At 62.2% G+C, this 18,720-nt stretch carries 20 protein-coding genes and 1 tRNA gene; 8 read left to right on the plus strand and 13 right to left on the minus strand.

Going from position 1 to position 18,720, the window contains the following annotated elements; translation table 11 throughout:
* The first annotated feature begins 52 nt into the window (after nucleotides 1-52).
* The 3 genes from ACV7NN_RS16290 (at nucleotide 53) to ACV7NN_RS16300 (ending at nucleotide 2,776) form a co-directional block, all read left to right on the plus strand.
* Nucleotides 53-748 (plus strand): metal-dependent transcriptional regulator, encoded by a 696-nt coding sequence (locus ACV7NN_RS16290; RefSeq protein ID WP_463350603.1) that lies wholly within the window; start codon nucleotides 53-55, stop codon nucleotides 746-748.
* Between the two features lie 508 nt (nucleotides 749-1,256).
* The gene (locus ACV7NN_RS16295) at nucleotides 1,257-1,916 is read left to right on the plus strand and encodes a C40 family peptidase (RefSeq protein WP_463350604.1); all 660 of its coding nucleotides are present in this window, start codon (nucleotides 1,257-1,259) and stop codon (nucleotides 1,914-1,916) included.
* A gap of 362 nt (nucleotides 1,917-2,278) precedes the next feature.
* Nucleotides 2,279-2,776: an HNH endonuclease gene (locus tag ACV7NN_RS16300; protein ID WP_463350605.1), complete on the plus strand. Its 498-nt coding sequence runs from the start codon at nucleotides 2,279-2,281 to the stop codon at nucleotides 2,774-2,776.
* A 12-nt stretch (nucleotides 2,777-2,788) separates the two neighbouring features.
* On the opposite strand, the gene ACV7NN_RS16305 is transcribed toward ACV7NN_RS16300, so the two are convergent.
* Complete coding sequence (locus ACV7NN_RS16305; RefSeq protein ID WP_463350606.1) at nucleotides 2,789-3,193, minus strand: hypothetical protein; 405 nt, start codon at nucleotides 3,191-3,193, stop codon at nucleotides 2,789-2,791.
* Nucleotides 3,194-3,213: 20 nt separating this feature from the next.
* On the opposite strand from ACV7NN_RS16305, the gene ACV7NN_RS16310 reads away from it, so the two are divergent.
* Nucleotides 3,214-3,465, plus strand: a complete 252-nt coding sequence (locus ACV7NN_RS16310) for a hypothetical protein (protein WP_463350607.1) — start codon at nucleotides 3,214-3,216, stop codon at nucleotides 3,463-3,465.
* Here the strand turns inward: ACV7NN_RS16310 and ACV7NN_RS16315 are convergent.
* Entirely contained in the window at nucleotides 3,441-3,617 is a 177-nt protein-coding gene (locus ACV7NN_RS16315; RefSeq protein WP_463350608.1) for a hypothetical protein, read from the minus strand. The two genes, ACV7NN_RS16310 and ACV7NN_RS16315, sit on opposite strands and share 25 nt — an antisense overlap.
* Before the next feature lie 57 nt (nucleotides 3,618-3,674).
* On the opposite strand from ACV7NN_RS16315, the gene ACV7NN_RS16320 reads away from it, so the two are divergent.
* Nucleotides 3,675-3,746, plus strand: a tRNA-Arg gene (locus ACV7NN_RS16320).
* A gap of 26 nt (nucleotides 3,747-3,772) precedes the next feature.
* Here ACV7NN_RS16320 and ACV7NN_RS16325 read toward each other — a convergent pair.
* Both ACV7NN_RS16325 and ACV7NN_RS16330 read right to left on the minus strand, forming a co-directional pair.
* Nucleotides 3,773-4,975 carry a tyrosine-type recombinase/integrase gene (locus tag ACV7NN_RS16325; RefSeq protein WP_463350609.1) on the minus strand — a complete coding sequence of 401 codons (1,203 nt, stop codon included), beginning with the start codon at nucleotides 4,973-4,975 and terminating at the stop codon, nucleotides 3,773-3,775.
* Nucleotides 4,976-5,183: 208 nt separating this feature from the next.
* Nucleotides 5,184-6,185 carry a hypothetical protein gene (locus ACV7NN_RS16330; RefSeq protein WP_463350610.1) on the minus strand — a complete coding sequence of 334 codons (1,002 nt, stop codon included), beginning with the start codon at nucleotides 6,183-6,185 and terminating at the stop codon, nucleotides 5,184-5,186.
* Nucleotides 6,186-7,587: 1,402 nt separating this feature from the next.
* On the opposite strand from ACV7NN_RS16330, the gene ACV7NN_RS16335 reads away from it, so the two are divergent.
* Nucleotides 7,588-8,415, plus strand: a complete 828-nt coding sequence (locus ACV7NN_RS16335; RefSeq protein ID WP_463350611.1) for a hypothetical protein — start codon at nucleotides 7,588-7,590, stop codon at nucleotides 8,413-8,415.
* Between the two features lie 167 nt (nucleotides 8,416-8,582).
* On the opposite strand, the gene ACV7NN_RS16340 is transcribed toward ACV7NN_RS16335, so the two are convergent.
* From ACV7NN_RS16340 to ACV7NN_RS16350, 3 genes are all read right to left on the minus strand, one after another.
* Nucleotides 8,583-9,287 carry a hypothetical protein gene (locus tag ACV7NN_RS16340; protein ID WP_463350612.1) on the minus strand — a complete coding sequence of 235 codons (705 nt, stop codon included), beginning with the start codon at nucleotides 9,285-9,287 and terminating at the stop codon, nucleotides 8,583-8,585.
* 50 nt (nucleotides 9,288-9,337) lie between these two features.
* Nucleotides 9,338-10,168: a potassium channel family protein gene (locus ACV7NN_RS16345; RefSeq protein WP_463350613.1), complete on the minus strand. Its 831-nt coding sequence runs from the start codon at nucleotides 10,166-10,168 to the stop codon at nucleotides 9,338-9,340.
* A gap of 349 nt (nucleotides 10,169-10,517) precedes the next feature.
* Nucleotides 10,518-11,417, minus strand: a complete 900-nt coding sequence (locus ACV7NN_RS16350; protein WP_463350614.1) for a hypothetical protein — start codon at nucleotides 11,415-11,417, stop codon at nucleotides 10,518-10,520.
* 500 nt (nucleotides 11,418-11,917) lie between these two features.
* Between ACV7NN_RS16350 and ACV7NN_RS16355 the strand changes: the two genes are divergently transcribed.
* Nucleotides 11,918-12,472: a nuclease-related domain-containing protein gene (locus ACV7NN_RS16355; protein WP_463350615.1), complete on the plus strand. Its 555-nt coding sequence runs from the start codon at nucleotides 11,918-11,920 to the stop codon at nucleotides 12,470-12,472.
* A gap of 8 nt (nucleotides 12,473-12,480) precedes the next feature.
* Here ACV7NN_RS16355 and ACV7NN_RS16360 read toward each other — a convergent pair whose 3' ends face one another.
* Entirely contained in the window at nucleotides 12,481-12,696 is a 216-nt protein-coding gene (locus tag ACV7NN_RS16360) for a hypothetical protein (protein ID WP_463350616.1), read from the minus strand.
* A gap of 165 nt (nucleotides 12,697-12,861) precedes the next feature.
* Complete coding sequence (locus tag ACV7NN_RS16365) at nucleotides 12,862-13,269, minus strand: VOC family protein (protein ID WP_463350617.1); 408 nt, start codon at nucleotides 13,267-13,269, stop codon at nucleotides 12,862-12,864.
* 166 nt (nucleotides 13,270-13,435) lie between these two features.
* Between ACV7NN_RS16365 and ACV7NN_RS16370 the strand changes: the two genes are divergently transcribed.
* The gene (locus ACV7NN_RS16370; protein ID WP_463350618.1) at nucleotides 13,436-13,744 is read left to right on the plus strand and encodes a DUF2399 domain-containing protein; all 309 of its coding nucleotides are present in this window, start codon (nucleotides 13,436-13,438) and stop codon (nucleotides 13,742-13,744) included.
* Nucleotides 13,745-13,794: 50 nt separating this feature from the next.
* On the opposite strand, the gene ACV7NN_RS16375 is transcribed toward ACV7NN_RS16370, so the two are convergent.
* The 4 genes from ACV7NN_RS16375 to ACV7NN_RS16390 form a co-directional block, all read right to left on the minus strand.
* Nucleotides 13,795-14,394 (minus strand): hypothetical protein, encoded by a 600-nt coding sequence (locus ACV7NN_RS16375; protein WP_463350619.1) that lies wholly within the window; start codon nucleotides 14,392-14,394, stop codon nucleotides 13,795-13,797.
* Nucleotides 14,387-14,962 (minus strand): helix-turn-helix domain-containing protein, encoded by a 576-nt coding sequence (locus ACV7NN_RS16380; RefSeq protein WP_463350620.1) that lies wholly within the window; start codon nucleotides 14,960-14,962, stop codon nucleotides 14,387-14,389. The genes ACV7NN_RS16375 and ACV7NN_RS16380 overlap by 8 nt, the downstream gene beginning before the upstream one ends.
* Nucleotides 14,949-15,245, minus strand: a complete 297-nt coding sequence (locus tag ACV7NN_RS16385) for a hypothetical protein (protein WP_463350621.1) — start codon at nucleotides 15,243-15,245, stop codon at nucleotides 14,949-14,951. Before ACV7NN_RS16385 ends, ACV7NN_RS16380 begins: the two co-directional genes overlap by 14 nt.
* Nucleotides 15,246-15,936: 691 nt before the next feature.
* Entirely contained in the window at nucleotides 15,937-18,618 is a 2,682-nt protein-coding gene (locus ACV7NN_RS16390) for an AAA family ATPase (RefSeq protein ID WP_463350622.1), read from the minus strand.
* Nucleotides 18,619-18,720 lie beyond the last annotated feature (102 nt).

Genomic DNA, 18,720 nt, shown 5'->3' on the forward strand with positions numbered 1-18,720 from the left:
GCTCTATACCGGTGTTTACGCCTGAATTCTGGGCGCTGAGGCGGAGGTGGCGATGACCGATCTGATTGATACGACGGAGATGTATCTGCGCACCATCCTCGAGCTCGAAGAAGACAACATCGTGCCGCTGCGCGCGCGCATCTCGGAGCGCCTCGGCCACTCCGGTCCGACCGTTTCGCAGACCGTCGGGCGCATGGAGCGCGACGCCCTCGTCGTCGTCTCCGGCGACCGGCACCTCGAACTCACCGGCGACGGCCGGCGCAAGGCCGTGCACGTCATGCGCAAGCACCGCCTCGCCGAGCGTCTGCTCAGCGATGTGATCGAGCTCGAGTGGGAGTACGTGCACGAAGAGGCATGCCGCTGGGAGCACGTGATGAGCGAGCAGGTCGAGCGCAAGCTGCTCACAATGCTCGGGCACCCCACCGAATCGCCGTACGGCAACCCCATCCCCGGCCTCGACGAGTTGGGCGACGTGCCCGACCCGCGGTCGACCCAGGGTCTCCTGAACCTCGTCGATCTCGTGGCGGGGCAGAATTCCGGGGTGACTGCCAGCATCCGTCGCCTCGGCGAACCGGCCCAGGTCGATCCCGAACTCCTCCTCCAGCTCAAGCAGGCCGGTGTCTTTCCGGGCTCGACCGGCACATTCTCTGCCGCCGGTTCGTACGTTCTCGTGCAGATCGACGGGTACGAAGCCGGCCTCGAACTGCCCAACGAACTCGCGGCACACATCTTCGCAGACGCGGCATAACTGTTACCAGTTTGTTAAAAACCCCTTTGGGGGATGTGACAAACCGTGCAGAACCCCGTATTGTCGAACGAGTTCACAGGCCAGAAGCCGGCCGCTGGACCCGGAAGAGGACGCTCCCACCCCCAATACCGTCTCCTTTTTCGCGAAGCCGAAGCTATAAGCATCACGGACGGGGCAGCTACCTAGTGCTGTTGGAGCGCAGGAGGTTTATACCTTGGCCCCATTAGGTACACCCGATTCTGAGAAGAATCCTCCCGAGCCTGATCCGACGACCCCTAACGCAACACCCTCGAACGACTTCGCCACGCGCAGGTCGCTCAGGGCTGCCGAGTCCTCGTCCAGGGATCGCACCGCGAAGGCGGCCCTTCCGGCAGTTCAGCCGGCGAAAGCCTCGAATGTCGCCTCGCGCTCATCCGCTCCCCGCGCATCCGTCGCCGTTCCCGCTGTGGCGCCGAAGAAGCCCGCATCGCGTAAACGCGTCAAAGGCAGCGTCATCAACGTCGCAGTCATGACCCTCGCGGCCGGCCTGATCGCCACGATGGCCATCCCCGCCTACGCGTTCAACCCGGCCACCGCCGAGAGCGCGCAGTTCAAGACGTCGGCGATCAACGGCATGAAGAAGGCGCAGCCGCAGAGCGTGGAGGTCTCGCAGTCCGTCACCACGGCTGCCGTCACCCGCGATGCGGCCAGCGCCACAACCGAAGCGGCACTCGCGAACCAGAAGGCCGAAGCCGAGCGCCAGCGGGTCGCTGTGCAGTTCGCCGCCTACAGCAAGGCGTACTCCGGCCCGTCGGTCAGCGATTTCCTCGCCCACCCGCCGTACCCGAACTTCAGCCTCGCCCAGGTGTTCAAGGTCGCCGAACAGTACATCGGCACCCCATACGTCTTCGGCGGCGCGACCCCTGCCGGGTTCGACTGCTCCGGTTACGTGATGTTCGTCTACGCGCAGTTCGGCATCTCGCTCCCGCACTCCGTGTCGGGCGAAGCAGCACGAGGCAAGACCATCTCGATCGCGGATGCGGTTCCCGGCGACCTGATCGTCATGCCCGGCCACATCGGTTTCTACGCCGGCAACGGCAACATCATGGACGCACCCGACTCTGGTCGCGAGATCTCGATCCGCCCGATCTGGACCTCTGGCTACTACGTCGTGCGTCTCGGAATCTGATCCACCTGCAGTCTCCCCGCTGACCCGAACGGGCCGGCAACACTGTGTGAACAGTGTGTTTCACAGCACGGAATCGGCGCGCCTCGAATATGTGGCGCGCCGATTCTGCGTTAGCCTGATGCCCTGACACCGTGAGAGATCCCGGGAGTGCCACATGGTTACGTCGTGCAGCGTCCACACCGCGGACGCGCGCGGCCTTTTCTACCTACGGCACAGCAGTCAAACCTGCCGCCACCATTCCGTGGCTTCGATGGGCGCTGTCCGTGTGACAGTGCCCTTTTTGTTTGCCTGCACCCGCATCCCGACCGCTGTCATTCCGCCGAACGTCTGGAAGCCATCCAGCCGGTTCAGAAAGGGTTGATATGCGCACACTGGTCCTCAATGCCGGCTACGAGCCGCTCGCCGTCGTGTCCTTCAAGCGGGCTCTCGTGCTCGTGATGAATCAGAAAGCCACGGTCGTCGAGATCGACGAAGACCACCCGGTGTGGGGAACCTCCGGCAGCTACGATCGGCCGGCGGTCATCCTGTTGACGCGTTATGTGCGCATCCCGCGCGGACGATCCGTGCCAGTGAGCCGACGGGGAGTGCTCCGGCGCGACGGTCACCGCTGCGCCTACTGCGGTAAGACGGCGACCACGATCGACCACGTCATGCCGCGGTCGCGCGGGGGAGCGGACAGCTGGGAGAACCTGGTCGCGTGCTGCCTGCGCTGCAACAACCTGAAGAGCGACCGCACGCCGTCCGAGATGGGCTGGTCGCTGCGGTCGGATCCGCGGATGCCGCACGACGTGTCGTGGGTGGTGCGCGGGGTGGAGAGCACGCAACCGAAGTGGGAAGGGTACTTGGCGCCTGCGGCCTAAGTCAGGCCTAGGTCAAGCGACGCTGGGCGCGGAAGGCGTCGCGTCGACGAGCACCGCTCGGAGGTGGCTTTCGGTGCGTCCGGGCTTCCTGTAGGCATCGATGTGGGCGACGACCTCTTCGCTCCATGCGTTGAAACGGCGGATGATCGAGGTGCGCGAATTCGCATCGCTGGCGGGCGCATCCAGCGAGCCGTTCCTGCCGCGATCCTCTTTCGCGGTGACGAACATCGCGCCGCCTCTGCTGCACTCCTCCTCGAGCCACGTCTTCAGCCACGGCTCATCGTCGGAGATCGCCGCGATGTTCGCCCGAAGCTCAGCGAACCGGCGAGCGATCCGGTCCCCGCCGATGAGGTCGGACTCGGTCAAAAGCAGTTCGTCCAAGGTGTTTCTGGTGGCTCGCAATGCGTCGTCGCTCATCTGGCAAGCGTAACCCCGCGTTGGCTCCCGCGCCGCTGTGCTCGACGCGCATCCGGATCTCGCCGCTGCTGCTGCGGACCGTCGGGATCTTCAACCCCACCGTGCGCGACCTTGTCGAGATGGACTACCTGTTCGAGGAGCCATTCATCGTCGAGAGCACGGCGATCGCCTCCCGCCTCGGCGTGACGGCTACGCCGGTGGAGCAGGCGCTGCGGGATACGTTGGAGGCGTATCGGAGGGTTGAGGCTCAGCGACCACGGCGGGTGAAGTAGACGGCTGTGCCGACAATGAGTGCGAGGCCGACGGCGATCACGATGATGACGGCCCATTGGGGGATGTCGAAGGTCGTGAAGGTGTCTTCGCATCCGGGCGCCGTCGCGCACGAGGCGTGGACGATGACCGAGCGCATGGCTGATTCAACCATGCGGGTGACCCGTTGGAGCCGAACCGCAGGTCACGCTCCGGTAAACTCGGGTGGTCAGCCTCTGTAGCTCAATGGAAGAGCAGTTCCGTCCTAAGGAAAGGGTTGGGGGTTCGAGTCCCTCCAGGGGCACTTTTGGGTCCAAAAGAAAGTGCTGATCAGACGGTAGATTTGGACGATTTTTCCTCTTCGATTTGAACCCGTGCCCACATTTTGCCCACATTCTTGGACATGACTCGGTCATTCAAACGCTCTGCTACATCGCCCAGGTCATCGTCGAAGAGATCGGCGTAGGTGTCCAAGGTCATCGCCGCGGACTTGTGCCCGAGCATCCGCTGGAGTGCTTTGACGTTCGCGCCGGCGCTGACCGCAAGGCTCGCGGCAGTATGTTTCAGGTCGTGAGGCGTCAGCCGATCGATTCCGGCATCTCGGAGGGCGGTCAGCCACCAGGACTGTCGGCTCTCGCTGGTGTCCGGTCGCATGAGGTAACCGTTCAGCGGGCCGGCAAAGACCAGAGCGTTGGGAGGCTTGTCCGCGCATAGCTGTGCGAGCGAAGAGTCTAAGAACGCGGGAAAGGGTACGGTTCGGGCTTCCCAGCTCTTCGGTGGTCCGACGTGAATGTAGCCCTCGACCTCCGTCGCAGACTCTCGGACCCGAATACGGTGGCGATCGAGATCGATATCCGCGCAGCGGAGAGCAACGGCTTCGCCCCACCGGATCCCCGTGTAGGCGAGGGTGAGAATCAGTGTGCTTCGCATTGGATCGTGGACGGATTCCGCAAACCGGAAGACCTCGTTGTCTGTCAGATACCGGCGCTGCTTCTTCGTCACCTTTCGCGGCAGATTCGACAGCCCGCGTGCAGGGTTTCGCGCGAGGCGACCGTCTCGCACGGCCACATCAAGAATGCCGGCGAGAATCCCGACGGCCCGGATGACAACGCTCGAGGATCGCGGCTTGTTGGAATGCTCGCCACGAGCACGCACAGTCGGCGCTTTACCTTGACCGAGCTCCCGGACCCATTGCTCGACCATCGAAGGACGGATTCGGCCAATGGATGTTCCTGCCCAACGTGGAGCGACGTAGACGCGCCAAGCCGTCGAGAGTGGTGAGTAGCTTGATGGTTTGAGCGCTTGCTCCTTGTTCGCGAGCCATTCGGCGCCAAGCTCTCCGACCGTGATTCGCGCCTCGACCGGGTCTAGGTACGAGCCTTGCGCCTTCGACAGTTCCACAGTGGCGAGGAAGAGCTCTGCCTCGCGCTTTGTCCGAAAGCCACGCTTGTCCGTTTGGGAGTGATCGGGCTTTCGGTAGCGAACTCGGTAGCGCTTTCCGGCCGAGGTTTCGTATGCGGTAACTGAGCCCATTCGTACCCCCGAAGGCGAATCTCATACCTATGGTATCGATCCTAAACACTGCCACCGACGGATGACCCCGAAATACGTTGCCGCCTGAGGTCACGTTTTCAGGGGCAACGGAAGGGGCGATCGGCCGTAATTGAGTCCGCCCTATGCCGATACCTCTGCTAGACGACTGCCGAGAATCCAGATACGACTGCCGGAGCTGGGTGGCGCTCTAAGTGCGGGCGATTTGAGTTCGAAGGGCGTCGATCACTATCGGCGCCGCTGGCACTTCGAACCCAGCTAATACCAGTCCGAGCCTGTGGACGCGAAGTTCGGAATTTTCCGCTCTGCCGTCGCCGTGCCGTCCCAGCTCCTCAACTTCTAAGAGACCGAACCATTCCAGCGTCTTTCTTGCCGATGAGTATGCGTCTCGATGAATTCCGTATTGCATCAACCGCACTTCGGCGGGAAGCGCAAGAAGCCCGTTTTCGGGCCACCCACCTCTTCCGCACGCGACCATAAGGAGAAGGACGATCTCGGAATCTTCCAGGACGTGCAACCAGCCGTTTGACACAAAACCTGTAGGCATTGTGAATGTCGGCTCATTACGAATGGGCACCCGGTACTCTTCGGATTCCCCAACGGCTTCGATTCCGCGCTCGTTGAGAAGGTCGAAATCCTCGAAGCGATTGCGCGTGCCGGGGGTTCCCTGGATTGAGACGATCCCCGCGGCCTTCAAGGTCGTGAGCGCGCTTCGCACGGTGCGCGCACGCTTGTCGCGCGCTGTCAAATAGTTGACGCCGTGTTTGCTGTCGGTTGCATCAGCCGCGATTAAGTCGGTCCATCCGAGCTCTTTCGAGTTGCCAACAACTTGGATGCCTAGGTCGCCCAGCCGCGCCTTTGCGCCTGGCCTACGCTTCGTCTGCACGAGGGCGAGAAGCGTGAGGGCAAACCGAAGCGCGGCGCCTCGGCTGGTCATGAGTCGTGTGGCGGATGGCCGCTGATCGTGAGGAGGGGCCTTTCGATCTGACGCACCAGTACCGATGTCCTTCTCGCGGAATGAGAAACCGGAACGAACAATCAGCCCGGTCGAGGGAAGGTCACCGCGCATCGACTCGTAGATCCGATCGATCTGTTGGAGATGATCTTGTCGATCGAGTCGGTGGAGTCGTGCCTCAAGCTTCGACCGCTCCTTCCCTGTCGGAGCGCGGGTGAAATCAGCGGTTATGACCAAAGGACACTCCCGACTATGTCGAATCGTTCTGAACGCTTTAACCGGCCAGAAACCTTCTCGTAGCTCTGAAAGAATGCTTAGTGTCTGGCTGGTTAAAGCGTGGTTCTATCATAGTGGATCGTTCTCGCCTTTTATGGATTACTGGTCAAGGAAGCGCCAGAAGGCGGCGCGAGTCCCCACGGGCAGGCATCAAGGAGGTGATCGACCATGGCATCGAAAAGTCGGAGGTCTAAGTACGACCGCAGGGCGGGCATGTGGTCGGCGATCACAGTGGCGGTTCAGTCGGGGTGGGGACCCACAGGCCGGCTCCTCGTCGTTTTAGTGGTGCGCGGCCTGCTCCTGATCGGCGTCGCCGTCGTCGCCGGTGCGAGTCACATGGGGATCATCTTGCAATCGGTGCTCGCAGGGATTCACTGAGTAGGGTTCGGATCTCCAAATCCGTCACCTGCGAATACTGGCAGACGGCCTTCATGTTCCTCACCCTCTTGACCACCTCGTGGAGGGTAGCGGAATCCGGACTACGGTGCCACTTACTCCAAGTCGTTCGCGGCTAACCTCAATCTCGTGACAGACACTAAGCAGACGAAGACTATCGGCGAGCATCATGTGGCCTCGGAGCTTGCGCGCCGCGGATGGGCACCTGCCCTTACGCGCGACGGTTTGGAGCGCACGGACATTCTCGCAGTACTGACAAAGGGTGAAGACCGGCGACTTGTTGAGATTCAGGTTAAGACTGCCCGCGGCCTGAACCCAAGCCTCGTCAGCTGGCCCATTGGGCCGAAATCCCAAGGGCCGAGCATGCACGAACGAGAGTATTTTGTGCTGGTCGCTGTGCCAGAGGACCCCAGCGCGTCGCCCCGAGATTTTGTTGTGCCCCGCTTGCATGTCGCTGCTGCGGCTTGGATTTCTCACATGAATTGGCTAACCGAGCCGGGAATTCCAAGCGGCCAGCGGAACGCGCCAGTCGAGCGTGCTCGTGTCTTGGCAAGCGTGTTTGGCCGATACGAAAACCGCTGGGACCTCCTCGAGAAAGACCAGAGCGTTGCTCCGGTCCTCCTGCCCGCGCATTACAGGGAGTTAGCCCTCTCATCTCGCGTGGGGCTTCCTCCTCACCACGAATGGATCGAGCGGCTTCCAGAATGGAATACAGCATAAATAAGGTGCTAGTCCGCCGCGAATTTTCATGGTCTGTTGCGTAGTAGGGATACTTTTGGCTCATGTGGGCACGTTTGACCACTCACCCATCGCAGTTGGTCCGAGGCCTGGCGGAGCTGCCGGAGTTGGGTAGGCGCCGGGCGCGCAGGCGCGGGCCTATTTATTGCCCCGCCGACGTTCTGGAACACCCGAGGGCGCCCCCGTTTTAGGACTGGGGAGGGTTCGGTGTCCCTTCTATGCTGACCAGATGGCAATCGTTGACTCGCTCTCCTCTGTGCGAGGCGGTCCATGGGCATCCACGTTGGGGTGGGCGCTATTTGCGTTGGCAGTCGGACTAATCATCGCGGTACCACTCACGGCTGCAATTCCGTTTCTCCCGCCGGTTCTATCGATCGTTGCTGGATTCGCGATAGGGATCGGCTACCAGTTTCAGCCATTTCTGCACCGTCGCGGAACGCGTAGAACTAGTCGGAAGCTTCGTGTGTGGCTCCTCGTAGCGTCGGTAATCCTCTTTGCTGCGGCGTTGGCCGTTGCCGTCGTTGGTTGGGCTCCCACGGAAGGCGGTCTCGGACTGGTGCTGCTTGCTGGTGCTCTGGCACTCCTCCAAATCGGGCTGACGGAGTTCTATCCAACTGGAGACAACATTCCTGGGCTGTTTCTTATCCCGATCGGTTTGGACGGCTTGATGTTGCAGACGTTGGCGCCACACTGGTCGAACCCAACTCATGCAGCGGTCGCTGTTGCGTTGTTCGTTCCGGCAACGGGTGCCGCGGTCGTCTTGACATGGTGGGCCTTCAGGATTCGAGGGGCCAACAGAGTGACCTATGCGAAGGCGACCGAGACAGCCAGGGGAGTGCTGTGGGCCTGGGGGCTCCTTGTCTGCGGCGTACTGGTTTGGAACGCATTCGGAATCGCTTTCACTGACGGCGAGTGGGCGAACCCTGTTGTCTGGGCGTTGCCGATCGTCACGGTGGGATCGGTTCTTGCGGCGGCGACAACAGGCTGGACCAGCTACTTGGAGGCGCAGCATGACGTGGCGCACCGCGATACACCCTGGGGCAATGAGTTCGCCTGATGAGCCTCTTCCTTGCCGCTCTTCGATCTATCCGTCTGAATCCCTGGGATCCCGGTCAGCCGCCCTTTGGGCAGCTCAAAGATAGCGAGGAAGCGCTCAGCCTAGCGCTCGGTGCGAACCCAGGTTGATTAGGCCGCCAGCTGAAGGGCCACGTTATGTCGTCCCGGTCAACCGATCCCGAGCGCGCTCTCTGCCGTAACCCAGTTGGCCGCCATCCCGTTCTGGGCGGCAGCCAGTTGGACCCTGTGAGCGCAGACGGCTTTCTTCAACGCGGTTTCGACGGCGTCCTTCGGGTTGTTGATGCTGGTAGCGGTGGAGTCGTTCGGTTCGGGCCACAGGTTAGACACTGTTGACGCCCCGCCGAGCTCCAACGGTACGAGGTGGTCGTATTCGGTTGTTCGGCTCGCCGTCATAGCGTAGTCGGCAAGGGATGCCGTCTTCGCTGGCCCGGTCACGGACGTCGAGGGCCGGACAGTTGTCGTATACCCCGAGACACAGATCGTTGAGCCGATCGTCGCTTCTGTGACTGCCGGGTCGATCGCGCCGGGAGTGCAGGATGGATCGGGGAGGAAGTCGCCGGCGGCGGCGTTGACGGTACGGACGTGGCACTGACCAGGGCTAAGGCTAATGTCGACCGTTTCGGTTTTCACGGTGTGATCCTGGCGGAGCCCCTCGGGCGCAGGCTTCGAGGCCAGCAGCGGCGCCGAAATGGCGGGTTTCGCGACCTGTGTCGGGCTGGGAGTCGCTTTCGGGTCGCTGGATGCTGCAGTCGTCGAAGGCACCCTCTCCGCCGCTGCTGGCGTGGAAGTCGCGCTGGTCGGAGAGGTTCCGTTGGAGGCGAGTCCGATGATGACCAGGAAGACGACGAACACGCCGACAGCACTGAGCAGGATGAAAGGCCAGCGTCTCCGAGGGGTTGTCGTCATCGTGAGGTGGTATCCGTTTCCAGAACCCGGTTTGGGACCGCTCCTAGAATCCTGACTGCGTCATCGTTCTCGTTGGCTGCCTTTTGTTCCTTTAGGAGCGCCAGGATCTCCGCTAGCTGGGCCTCGACGCCGGCGTCCGCCGTCTTAGCCTCTTTCGCCGTCGTTGTCCGGACCTGTTCAACGAGCCAGGATGCGACGGATGCTGTGACGACGCCGATGACGGCGATACCGCCGACCATCAGGCCGACTGCTACCAGTCTGCCGACGGCCGTGATCGGGTAGTGGTCACCGTACCCGACGGTGGTGATGGTGACTACTGCCCACCACAGCGCATCCCCAAAGTTCTTGATGTTCGCGCCAGGTGCGTTCTCCTCTGCATCCAACACGGCCAGTGCGCCGACATAAGTGAGAAGAATCGCAGAGCCCAACACGTAGGAAAGGACCCTGTCGCGCAGGGTGGACCCGGCGAATCGTTGGAGGACACGGACAACGGTGACCAGTCGCAGGAGGCGCAACGGCCGAAGCGCCGGCAGCGCAAGGATGACTACCTCATGCAGATTGCGGAAGAACCAGCGCCCGCGCTGCGGAGCTAACACGAGCTGCGCCAGATAGTCGACGATGAATAGGCCCCAGGTCAGCCAGATGATCCCGTTCAGGAGGGCAGCGTTACGGTCGGAAAGGTTCCCGATCACCTGGACCGAGTACGCGGCGAGAAAGACCGCAGCTGCCGCGAGCAATGGCCATTCAGTCAGTTTCTGCCAACGGGTTTGCGTCAAAGATGGAAACACGCGAACAGAGCGGGTATCGGGTGCCAGCTCGTCCGTCATCGACTCGCCCTCCTCGTCGTTGCCACGGCGAGGAGGAATATTGCTTCAGTCATCGGAGCCCTTCGATGGTATCCAGCACCTCCGTAAGGGCGTGTCTGTGCTTCCAACATATAGCCGGAAATCGGGATGCCTCTTCCCCCACAACAGGGAGGCGCGCTAACGTGAGCCACTTGATGTTTGCTAAATCAATCGTGGTCTTTTGAAGTAGATAGCCTTCTGCGTGATTTACGGGTCCTGCATATCACTGCAGATCTGTGGCTGATCTAAATGATCTACCGAAGAGTGCGGCTGCACCCCTTAATAGCGAAAAGGGACCGTTCTGAGACCGGTCTTTTAGAAAGGTCGCCGCTCAGAGTCCGGTCTTGAACAACGCGGCCGCAGCTTGTGTTCGCGCCGCGAGCGTTCCTTTTACCGCGTCGTATTCAAACACGGGGAGAGCAACGGCGTTGGCATAGGCGATCGCCTCATCAGCACATTCCGTCGCCGTGAATGCGAGCGGCTTCCGGCCGTCCGCTGCCGCTCGGCCAACGAGCGCGTAAAGCTGGCCTGGAACCATAGCCTCGGGAGCGTTGTAGACGGCAGCTAGGTAGTGCAGTGAGCTTACGGTCAACGAGTCGAGCGGCTTGGCGTCGGCCTCACCGAGGTACTGCATCCAACTTGCAACGAGGTCAAGAGCACCGGCGTCAGACGCGCCGAACGCCGCTGGGGCCGGTGGTGCGCTTGAAGGGACAAACGTTGAATCGGCTGCCGGGGCATATTGAGAGGCTCTCGACCTCATGTTGACGATCTGGCTCGTTGCCATCGTCCACACGACCTGAACGAGCCATTGAAACCGCTCTTCCTGAATCTGCTTCACGCGACGATCCCGCGCGCGGCTGACCAGATAGGCAATCAGCCAAAGCACGGTCCACACGAACCACACCGCCAGAAACCCTAACCCTGTTGAGCTCTCGCGCGAGATCGACGCAAAGACAAGCAGCACCGCCCCGATCGCGGCAGCCAATCCGAGGTAGAAGACCCACTGGCGGGTCTCGGTGCTGATCTGCTTGACGAGTTTGCGGGCTTCGCCGGCCGCGGCATTTTGAATCATGGGTGTCCAGTCGGCGATGGGCGCCCATATGTTAGGGCAGGCTTCACCAAAGGCAATGCCGAAGGCTGCGGCGTTGTCGCAAGCCCAGACCTCATTCCGGGTCCGCGCCGCTCGGAACGGCAACGAAGCGGTCTGTACGTTGTGCTCTTGAATACTCATTGAGAACGACCGTATCGACGAAGACCGCTGGGCGCAGGTCCCAGCAGGGGTGTCATTGGCGCAGCTCAAGGTAGCCCGAACTGGGACTAATCCGGTATCTATTTCTCCAATAGCGTCGACCTAAGCCGGCCGTCTGCGATAGGGAGATGATGAATTCGGATCCAGTCACCACATCCAAGATGATGTCGCTTCGCTACGCAGGCCAATGCGGCATTTGTGGGGGTGAGCTCCCCGCTGGAACGCGAGCCATGTTCTTTCGAGATTCGAAAACTGTTCAGTGCCTTTCCTGCGCAGCTACGGCTCTCTGGGAAACTCCGCCTTCGCCTACCAACCACTCGCAAGTAGTGCCCCTCGCGGATCCAGCGAGTCCGGATGGGCACACCGCAAGTGTCGCCTTCGACTCGGGATCGGCCGGCGCGTCCGCTCGGCGGGAGTATGAGCGTCGTAAGAACAAGCGCGAGAAGCGAGTCCGTAAGGCGCACCCTCACATCGGCGGCTTCTTGCTCGCCATCACCGATGAGCCTCAAAGCACAAAAGCCTGGGCGACTGGCGCGGCCGGCGAGGTCGCTCTCGGCCATCGACTCGATGGACTCGTCAACGAAACAACGTTCGTGCTCCACGACCGGCGGATCCCTCCGACGAAAGCGAATATCGATCACATCGTTGTCTCCTCGTTGGGTGTTTTCGTGATCGACGCGAAGAAATACACTGGCCGGCCCAGTCTTCGAATCGAAGGCGGCTTTCTCCGGCCTCGAGTCGAGAAGCTCATGGTCGGGTCACGCGATCAGACGAAGCTTGTCGCCGGTATCAAAGGCCAGATCAGCAAGGTGCGCGCCGCGCTGGACAAGGCGAATCTCGGCGAAGTCCCGGTCGGCGGCATGCTCTGTTTCGTAGAAGCAGACTGGCCGCTTATTGGTGGGGACTTCACAATCTCGGGCATTCGGGTGCTCTGGCCGAAGAAGGCAGTCGGCGAGATCACGAGACCGGGATCGCTCCCAACGGAAGCCGTACACAGGTCTCATCGCGCGCTTGCCGAAGCGTTTCCAGTCGCGTAGCTGATCCTTCAGGATGAAGGTGGGTTCCCAGCCAAAAGTGCCGGCATCGCAGATGAGTGCAGGTCGATGAAGGGTGCGTTCATGGCGTCGGCTGCGCGTCTGGTTAGTTTCCCGATGGGTGTGGTGGGGTGGGCGGCGATTGCCCATCCGTCGTCGCCGAGTTTGATGACGGTTTCGACGCATTCGATCTTCTCTTCGGCGGTGGGCCGATCGGACCCGGTCACTGCGACGATCCCGCGCTTGCCCACCTCTCCGTAGCTGCTCCCGTCGACGATGCGGCACCGGTCCGCGCTGCGACGTGAACGAGTGCGCGCGCAGCCTCCCTTCCCATTTCGGACTCGCGACGTCAGACTCATGAGTCGTTTCACGTCCCTTTGTTTGCGAAGGTGCTAGCGATTGACTGCTTGTCCAACCTCGATCAGGTGTCCGTCGGGATCGCGCAGGTAGCAGCGGATCTCGGCGCCGCGATCGATGGGCGGCGTGAGGAATTGCGCGCCCCGAGCGGTCCAGGTTTCGTAGATGGTCTGCACGTCGGCGACGCGAATGTTGAGGAAGGCATTGACTAGATCCGGGTCGGTGGGGGCCTGGAGGGTGACGGTTGGTTTGTCCTCGGTTGGACCGCCGCCGCCGTTGATGATGATCCACGAGTTTGCGAGCTGAACCACCGTCGGTCCGCCACTCATCACAATCTCTCCTCCCAGAACCTCGGAGTAGAACCGCGCTGAACGGTCGACGTCCGCTGAGACGACGAAATGGGTGAGAACGATGCCTTCGCGTGGAGCAGGGAATTCTGCCATCAGGATCCTTCCAATCTGATCCTATTCTTGCGTACGGTTTGGATGGTAGGGCTCGGGGCTAGCCTTCACCCGGGCCGCTCATCTCCTTTGGAATCTAGAGGTGCGATCTGAGGTGGCTCCTCTAGATTTTTGAGGGTCTACTCCGCTTTCGGATGGCAACAAACGGTTGTCCTGGGTAGTAGCTAAGGGCTTTCTTGCGCTCAACGGACACCTTCGATATCACGGCGACTTCGACGCAGGCGGCATGCCATCGTCCCGCATCCTGGCTAGTCGTGTTCCCTGGTCGCCGTGGCGTTTCGACGAGCGTCATTACCGTGCGGCCTGCGCCGCTGGAGCATCTTTGGCAACGTTCACGGGCATGGTGGGGGAGACTCCCTGGGATCTGGGTCTGGCAGTCGCCATGGAGGAGCTCCGGCTTCGGGTTGAAGAGGAATCAGTGCTTCCCGAGCTCCTGCGTGACCTCGAGACGCGGTGACTCAGCTTCTTCCGTGACCGCCGGTTTTCTCCGCCCGAGAGGGGACGCGGTCAGTGTGGCTTCGGGTTCAGATGCACGTCCGGGAGCACGGTGACCTGGAACTCTCCGCGATTCGCGACGGCGCGTTCCACGAGCGCGTAGACCCGTTCGTTTAACCCGTCACCGGGGTAGTAGGCGGAGAAGATCGATTCGGCATCTTCGGCGCTTTGGAGGTCGAGCTCGGCGACGAGGCTGACAATGTCGGCCGTGTCACGTCCGGGGCGGCTCATGGCGGCGCGAAGTTTCATCGCGAGGAGCGCGTCCGCGGGCGCCACTTCGACGAGGATGCCGTCGTGGTCGTACAGCGGCTTCCAGTCCACGGTTTTGCCCCAATCGGGGAAGAACTGGGTGGCGTTGGAGTTCAGCCAGTCGGCGGGCCAGTCCCGGTCGACAGCGATCCGCTCCGCGATGCTCACGAGCGGGTCGTGGGGATCCAAGCGCGCGTCGACATCAACGGTGCGTCGCCGGTCGATGTGGGAGAACGCAAGAGCAGCACCGCCGACGATGCTGATCCGCACCGGGCGGATCCCGGCGGCGCGGACGCGTTCGATGAGGTCGTTGAGCCCGTCGATGAGAGTGCCACGGTCGAGGCCCGGTTGCTGGTCAGACACTGGCGAGTGTTCCCTCTTCGATCAGGATTCCGCGCTCTATGAACTCGGGCGGCACCTGGGAGACGTCCGGGGCGTCGTCGAGCGCGTGCAGGTGCGGCGCTCTCAGCTCCTGAGTGTCGGCAATCGCGAGCCTGGTCCAGTCCGCGGTGGGCAGGCCGGCTACGCGAAGCCGATAGGCGACAGTGCCGGACAATGCGGCGTCCCAGTCGCGGCTGCCGGTGTCCTCGGGTTGCGCGACGACGAGCGCCGCAACGACTAGCGGGGTTTCATTGGCGAGCCCGTCGGAGAGGTCGAGTAGAGCTCGAAACGCCCCGTCCCGGCTGCCGTCGCGGAGCGCTGCTGCAATCCGCGCCCCGGTTTCTACGGCGCTCAGATGCGTGGTCGGGATGAGGAGGAGGCGGTGTTGGGCGGCGCGGGCAAGATGTGCCGCGGAGGCGACCCCGGTATCCCGTTTGCCGCGTTCCACACCGGAAACGATCGGCTGGTAGGTGTCCGCACGGTCAGCGAGCTCCGCCTGACTGAAACCGGCAGCCCGCCGGGCAGCCCGCAGTAGATCAGAGAATGCCATCACCCTCACCTCTCCCGTTTATACTCGATTCAGTATAACCCAGGATGTCTTGGCGCAGGTCGATGAATGGTGCGTTGATGGCGTCGGCTGCGCGTCGGGTCAGTTTCCCGATGGGCGTGGTGAGGTCGGCTGCGATGGCCCAGCCGTCGTCGCCGAGTTTGATGACGGTCTCGACGCATTCGATCTTCTCTTCGGCGCCGGGCCTAACGGATCCGGTCACTGCGACGATCCCGCGCTTGCCCACTTCTCCGTAGCCGCCACCGTTGATGATGTGTGTTTGCATTGTCCCTGCTCCTCTGTTCTGTGGTTCGGTTTGGTTGTCTTTTCGACAGGGGATCGATAGTGGAGCGGATGGCGCGGGAGTGCCGGGTCGTGGAATAACGGAGGGGAGCGGAGCGGAGTGAGGCTATGCCGCGAAAGCGCGGCACGGTTAGCGTCGGGAGCGACCTATGGGTCGGCAGGCGGAAAGGCAACAGACTTTGCCTCCGCGACTTGACGCAAGTCTCTTGCGTTTCTGTTTGCGTCCTGAAGCTCGGTTGTCTGTTGCAGACTGAGGTTGTGAGGATTGATCCGCCGTCGCCGAGGTCGTTCGGGGTTTCCGATGAGGAAGCCGTTGAGTTGTGCCGTGAATGGATGATCTATCTCGGCGCGCCGGACACTGTTGTTGCAAGCGGGGCGGCGAGTCAGCTTTGTGATTTGTACAGCGCCCGTTACCTCGCATGGGTGGACAACGATCGAGGCAACCTGGACGTTCAGCAAGTAGATACAGCCGCAACGCTCGCAGCCTCCGATGGCCGAAGAGCGCTAATCTTCGTCCAAGGCGGTGTGCGACCGGTTGCGCAGGAACGGGCGGACGCGCTTGGCGTCGCGATCCTCTGGTATCACGCTCGCGACGGGTCACTTGGCGGGGGGAGCCGGCTCGGGTTCGACGTCTGCGCTGCGGGGCTGGTAGCGGGCTAGGCTCGCGGTTTCAGCTAGAGGAGTGCTGAAAGCTGATGAGGATCCGTCGCCGCCCGGGTCGCTATGGCAACGCGCGACGCGCGGTCGAGTTCTTGTTGCGCAGCTGCTCTCGACTTCGCCATCGTCTCCTCAGTCGGCTGACGCCGCATCATGGCCACGAGCTCGGAGTGCGCGGAAGCTGATGTTGCCGCCACGACAACGAGGTCGTTGCGTCGCCGCCCGCGGGTGAGGCCGACATAGAGTCCGGCGGCGTCGACGTCGGGGCCGACGAGGGCCCGGTCGGTCGTCTCACCTTGGACCCCGTATACCGTGCTCGCGTAGCCAAGATGGAGATAAGAGTTGGCGTATTTGTGTGTCACGCGCCGCACATTGGAGGAGTCGGAGTTGGACGCTAAGACCACGTGCTCGGCCGTGACGGTCTTCACGATCCAGCTTTGCCGGTTCTCGACGTCAGTTGTGCTGTCGTTGCGTCGAGTCTGGACGATGTCACCGGCAAAGATAGCCTGTTCATTTTGGCCCGAGACGAATTGAGTGGGCTGCACGGAGCTAGCCTGGATCCTTCGGGTTTGGATTGCCTCGTTGATTTGTTGAGCCTCCGCGTGCGTTGCGGTCACGAGAGCGATGCTTTGTCCATGCCGAGACGCATCGAACCAAGCATCGACCATGGCCTGGCGCGCCTCCTCGAGGTTGTTCACCCGAGTGACGTGCCCGCCTCGGATTAGCTCCTCGGAGATTTCCTGGCTCTCGCTCCCACCTTTTGCTAGCCGCAGTCGCGTGGTGAAGTCAGCCCACCGCGGATCGTGGAAGCGGTGGATTTGTGTCAGTTCAACTTTCGCGAAGGCCTCTCGGCGGAACAGGGCCATTGCGCCCGAGTGGCCGACGGGCAACGCTTGATAGTCGTCCCCGACGACGGCGAGGCTGGCTTGGGTGCGGCCGATGACGTCGAGTAGGGCGTTGGCGCTTTCCAGGTCGAGCATTCCTGCCTCGTCGACCACAATCCGGTCTCCCGGGTTGATGAGTGTTTTGGGGCCGTTGTATGCGTGACCGGTGTTCGGGTCGGTGTCACCGACGTGTAGTCGTGTCCAGTCCGTACCTCCGGCCGCGTTGCTGGCCCAACGCCATCCCTGGTCGTGGAGAAGTTGGTGCAACGAAGAGGAAGCGCTGTCGGTTTCCCGTCCCGCGACTGAGGCCGCTTTCTTCGTCGGTGCCACGATGATCATGTTCCGACCGCTCCGTCGGAGTGCCGCACCGGCGACCCGGAGCATTGTCGTTTTCCCGGTACCTGCGGCACCGGTGATCGCCACGATCGACGCGGTCCCTGCGATAGCAGCTGCTCCATCACTTTGCCCGGGATCCAAGGTGCGGTGCGGGTCAAGGGCGCTCGCGATAGCGGCAACGGTGTCAGCACTCAAGGCGTTGCCTGGCGCGGCGAGCGCTGCTACTCGGCGAGCCACAATTGTCTTGAGGGCAGCAGTGGAGGTCGCCATCAGATGCTTCACGTGGTCGGGGATGTCCGGCTCGGACACCAACGTCACCGTGTGCGAGCTGAGCGCCATGCGTGTGACCGCATTGAGCACTGAGTCCAGTGCGCGCCGATTAGCGATCACACCAGATCCAGCGATGGCTCGGATCGCGCCCGCGCGCACGTCCATCACGCTGAACCGTCCCCCTGTCCCTGTCGACCTTGCGTCGGCATCCACGATTGCCCTGGCCGCCAGAAGCTCAAGGTCAAGACCGGCAATTGGAACAGAGCCGACCGAGATCGCTGGGCGCGCTTGACCGAGCCGCGGATCTGCGGCCTCAAGCTCGCCCTGGATACGTGCGGCCCACCCGTCTTCGTTGAAGTTGCCTGGCTTATCGGGCCGTCCGGCCGCCCACGCCCATCGGTCGATCTGACTCAGCACATCCCGGGACGGTTCCTGGCCAGGGTGCTGTTCCTTCCACCACGCCGTGCGATTGGCTTTGTTGACTTCGATCTGCGCGGACCGCTTGGACAACGGTGCGACCAAACGCTGAAGCTGGGTGATCTCACCATCCGCGTTGAGTGTGAATCCCTTCGCCGCGAGGGCGGTGACCCAGGCAGGGTCGGTGCGGGACGCAAGGTCGCCTTCGGCGTTGATCACGTTCTGGAACCGCAACGCAACCCGGCTATCGACGTTCGACCACTTCCCGTCGACACCTTGGACTTTGACGTTCAACCAGAGGTGGCGGTGCTTGTGCGGGTCCAACGACCGCGACCGCTCGTGCCGCAACTCCACCACCTCGATCCGGGCAAGGTCTTCGCGGATCGAGCCGCCTTTGCCCCGCCTGGCGTTCAGTTCCGTCTGCCAGAGCTTGATTATCCGGTCCCGCAGGCGGTCCTGCAGATCCTCGTAGGCGACCGCCAACTCCGGATCGAGCAGTGCGGCGATCGAGTATGACTTCGGCGCGTTAACCGTTGCGTCCAGAATCAGATCCGCCGCGGGCGATTCGAGGTCGTATCCCCGCCGCTCGCGGGTTAGCGGGTCAACCCCGGCAACCCATGCCTTCAACTGGGTGCGGGTGAGCAGGTCGTCGCGGATGGCCCCGTTTTCCACGACGTAGCGTGTCATTACAGCGTCCGCATAGCCGGCGGCCGCCAGCACGCCGTCGGCAGTCTTGGCAGTCAGCGTCGAGTCACAGACCCCGCCGAAGGCGTACGCGATCGCCTGCTTCACCCCTTGCGAAGCCTGCCCACGCTTCCACCGAGCAATGCCACCTCTCACACTTATACATTTGCGGCGCGCGGCCGTTTTGGCGCGCAAATCGTGAATTCACTC

Source organism: Leifsonia sp. Ger2509, assembly GCF_055231915.1.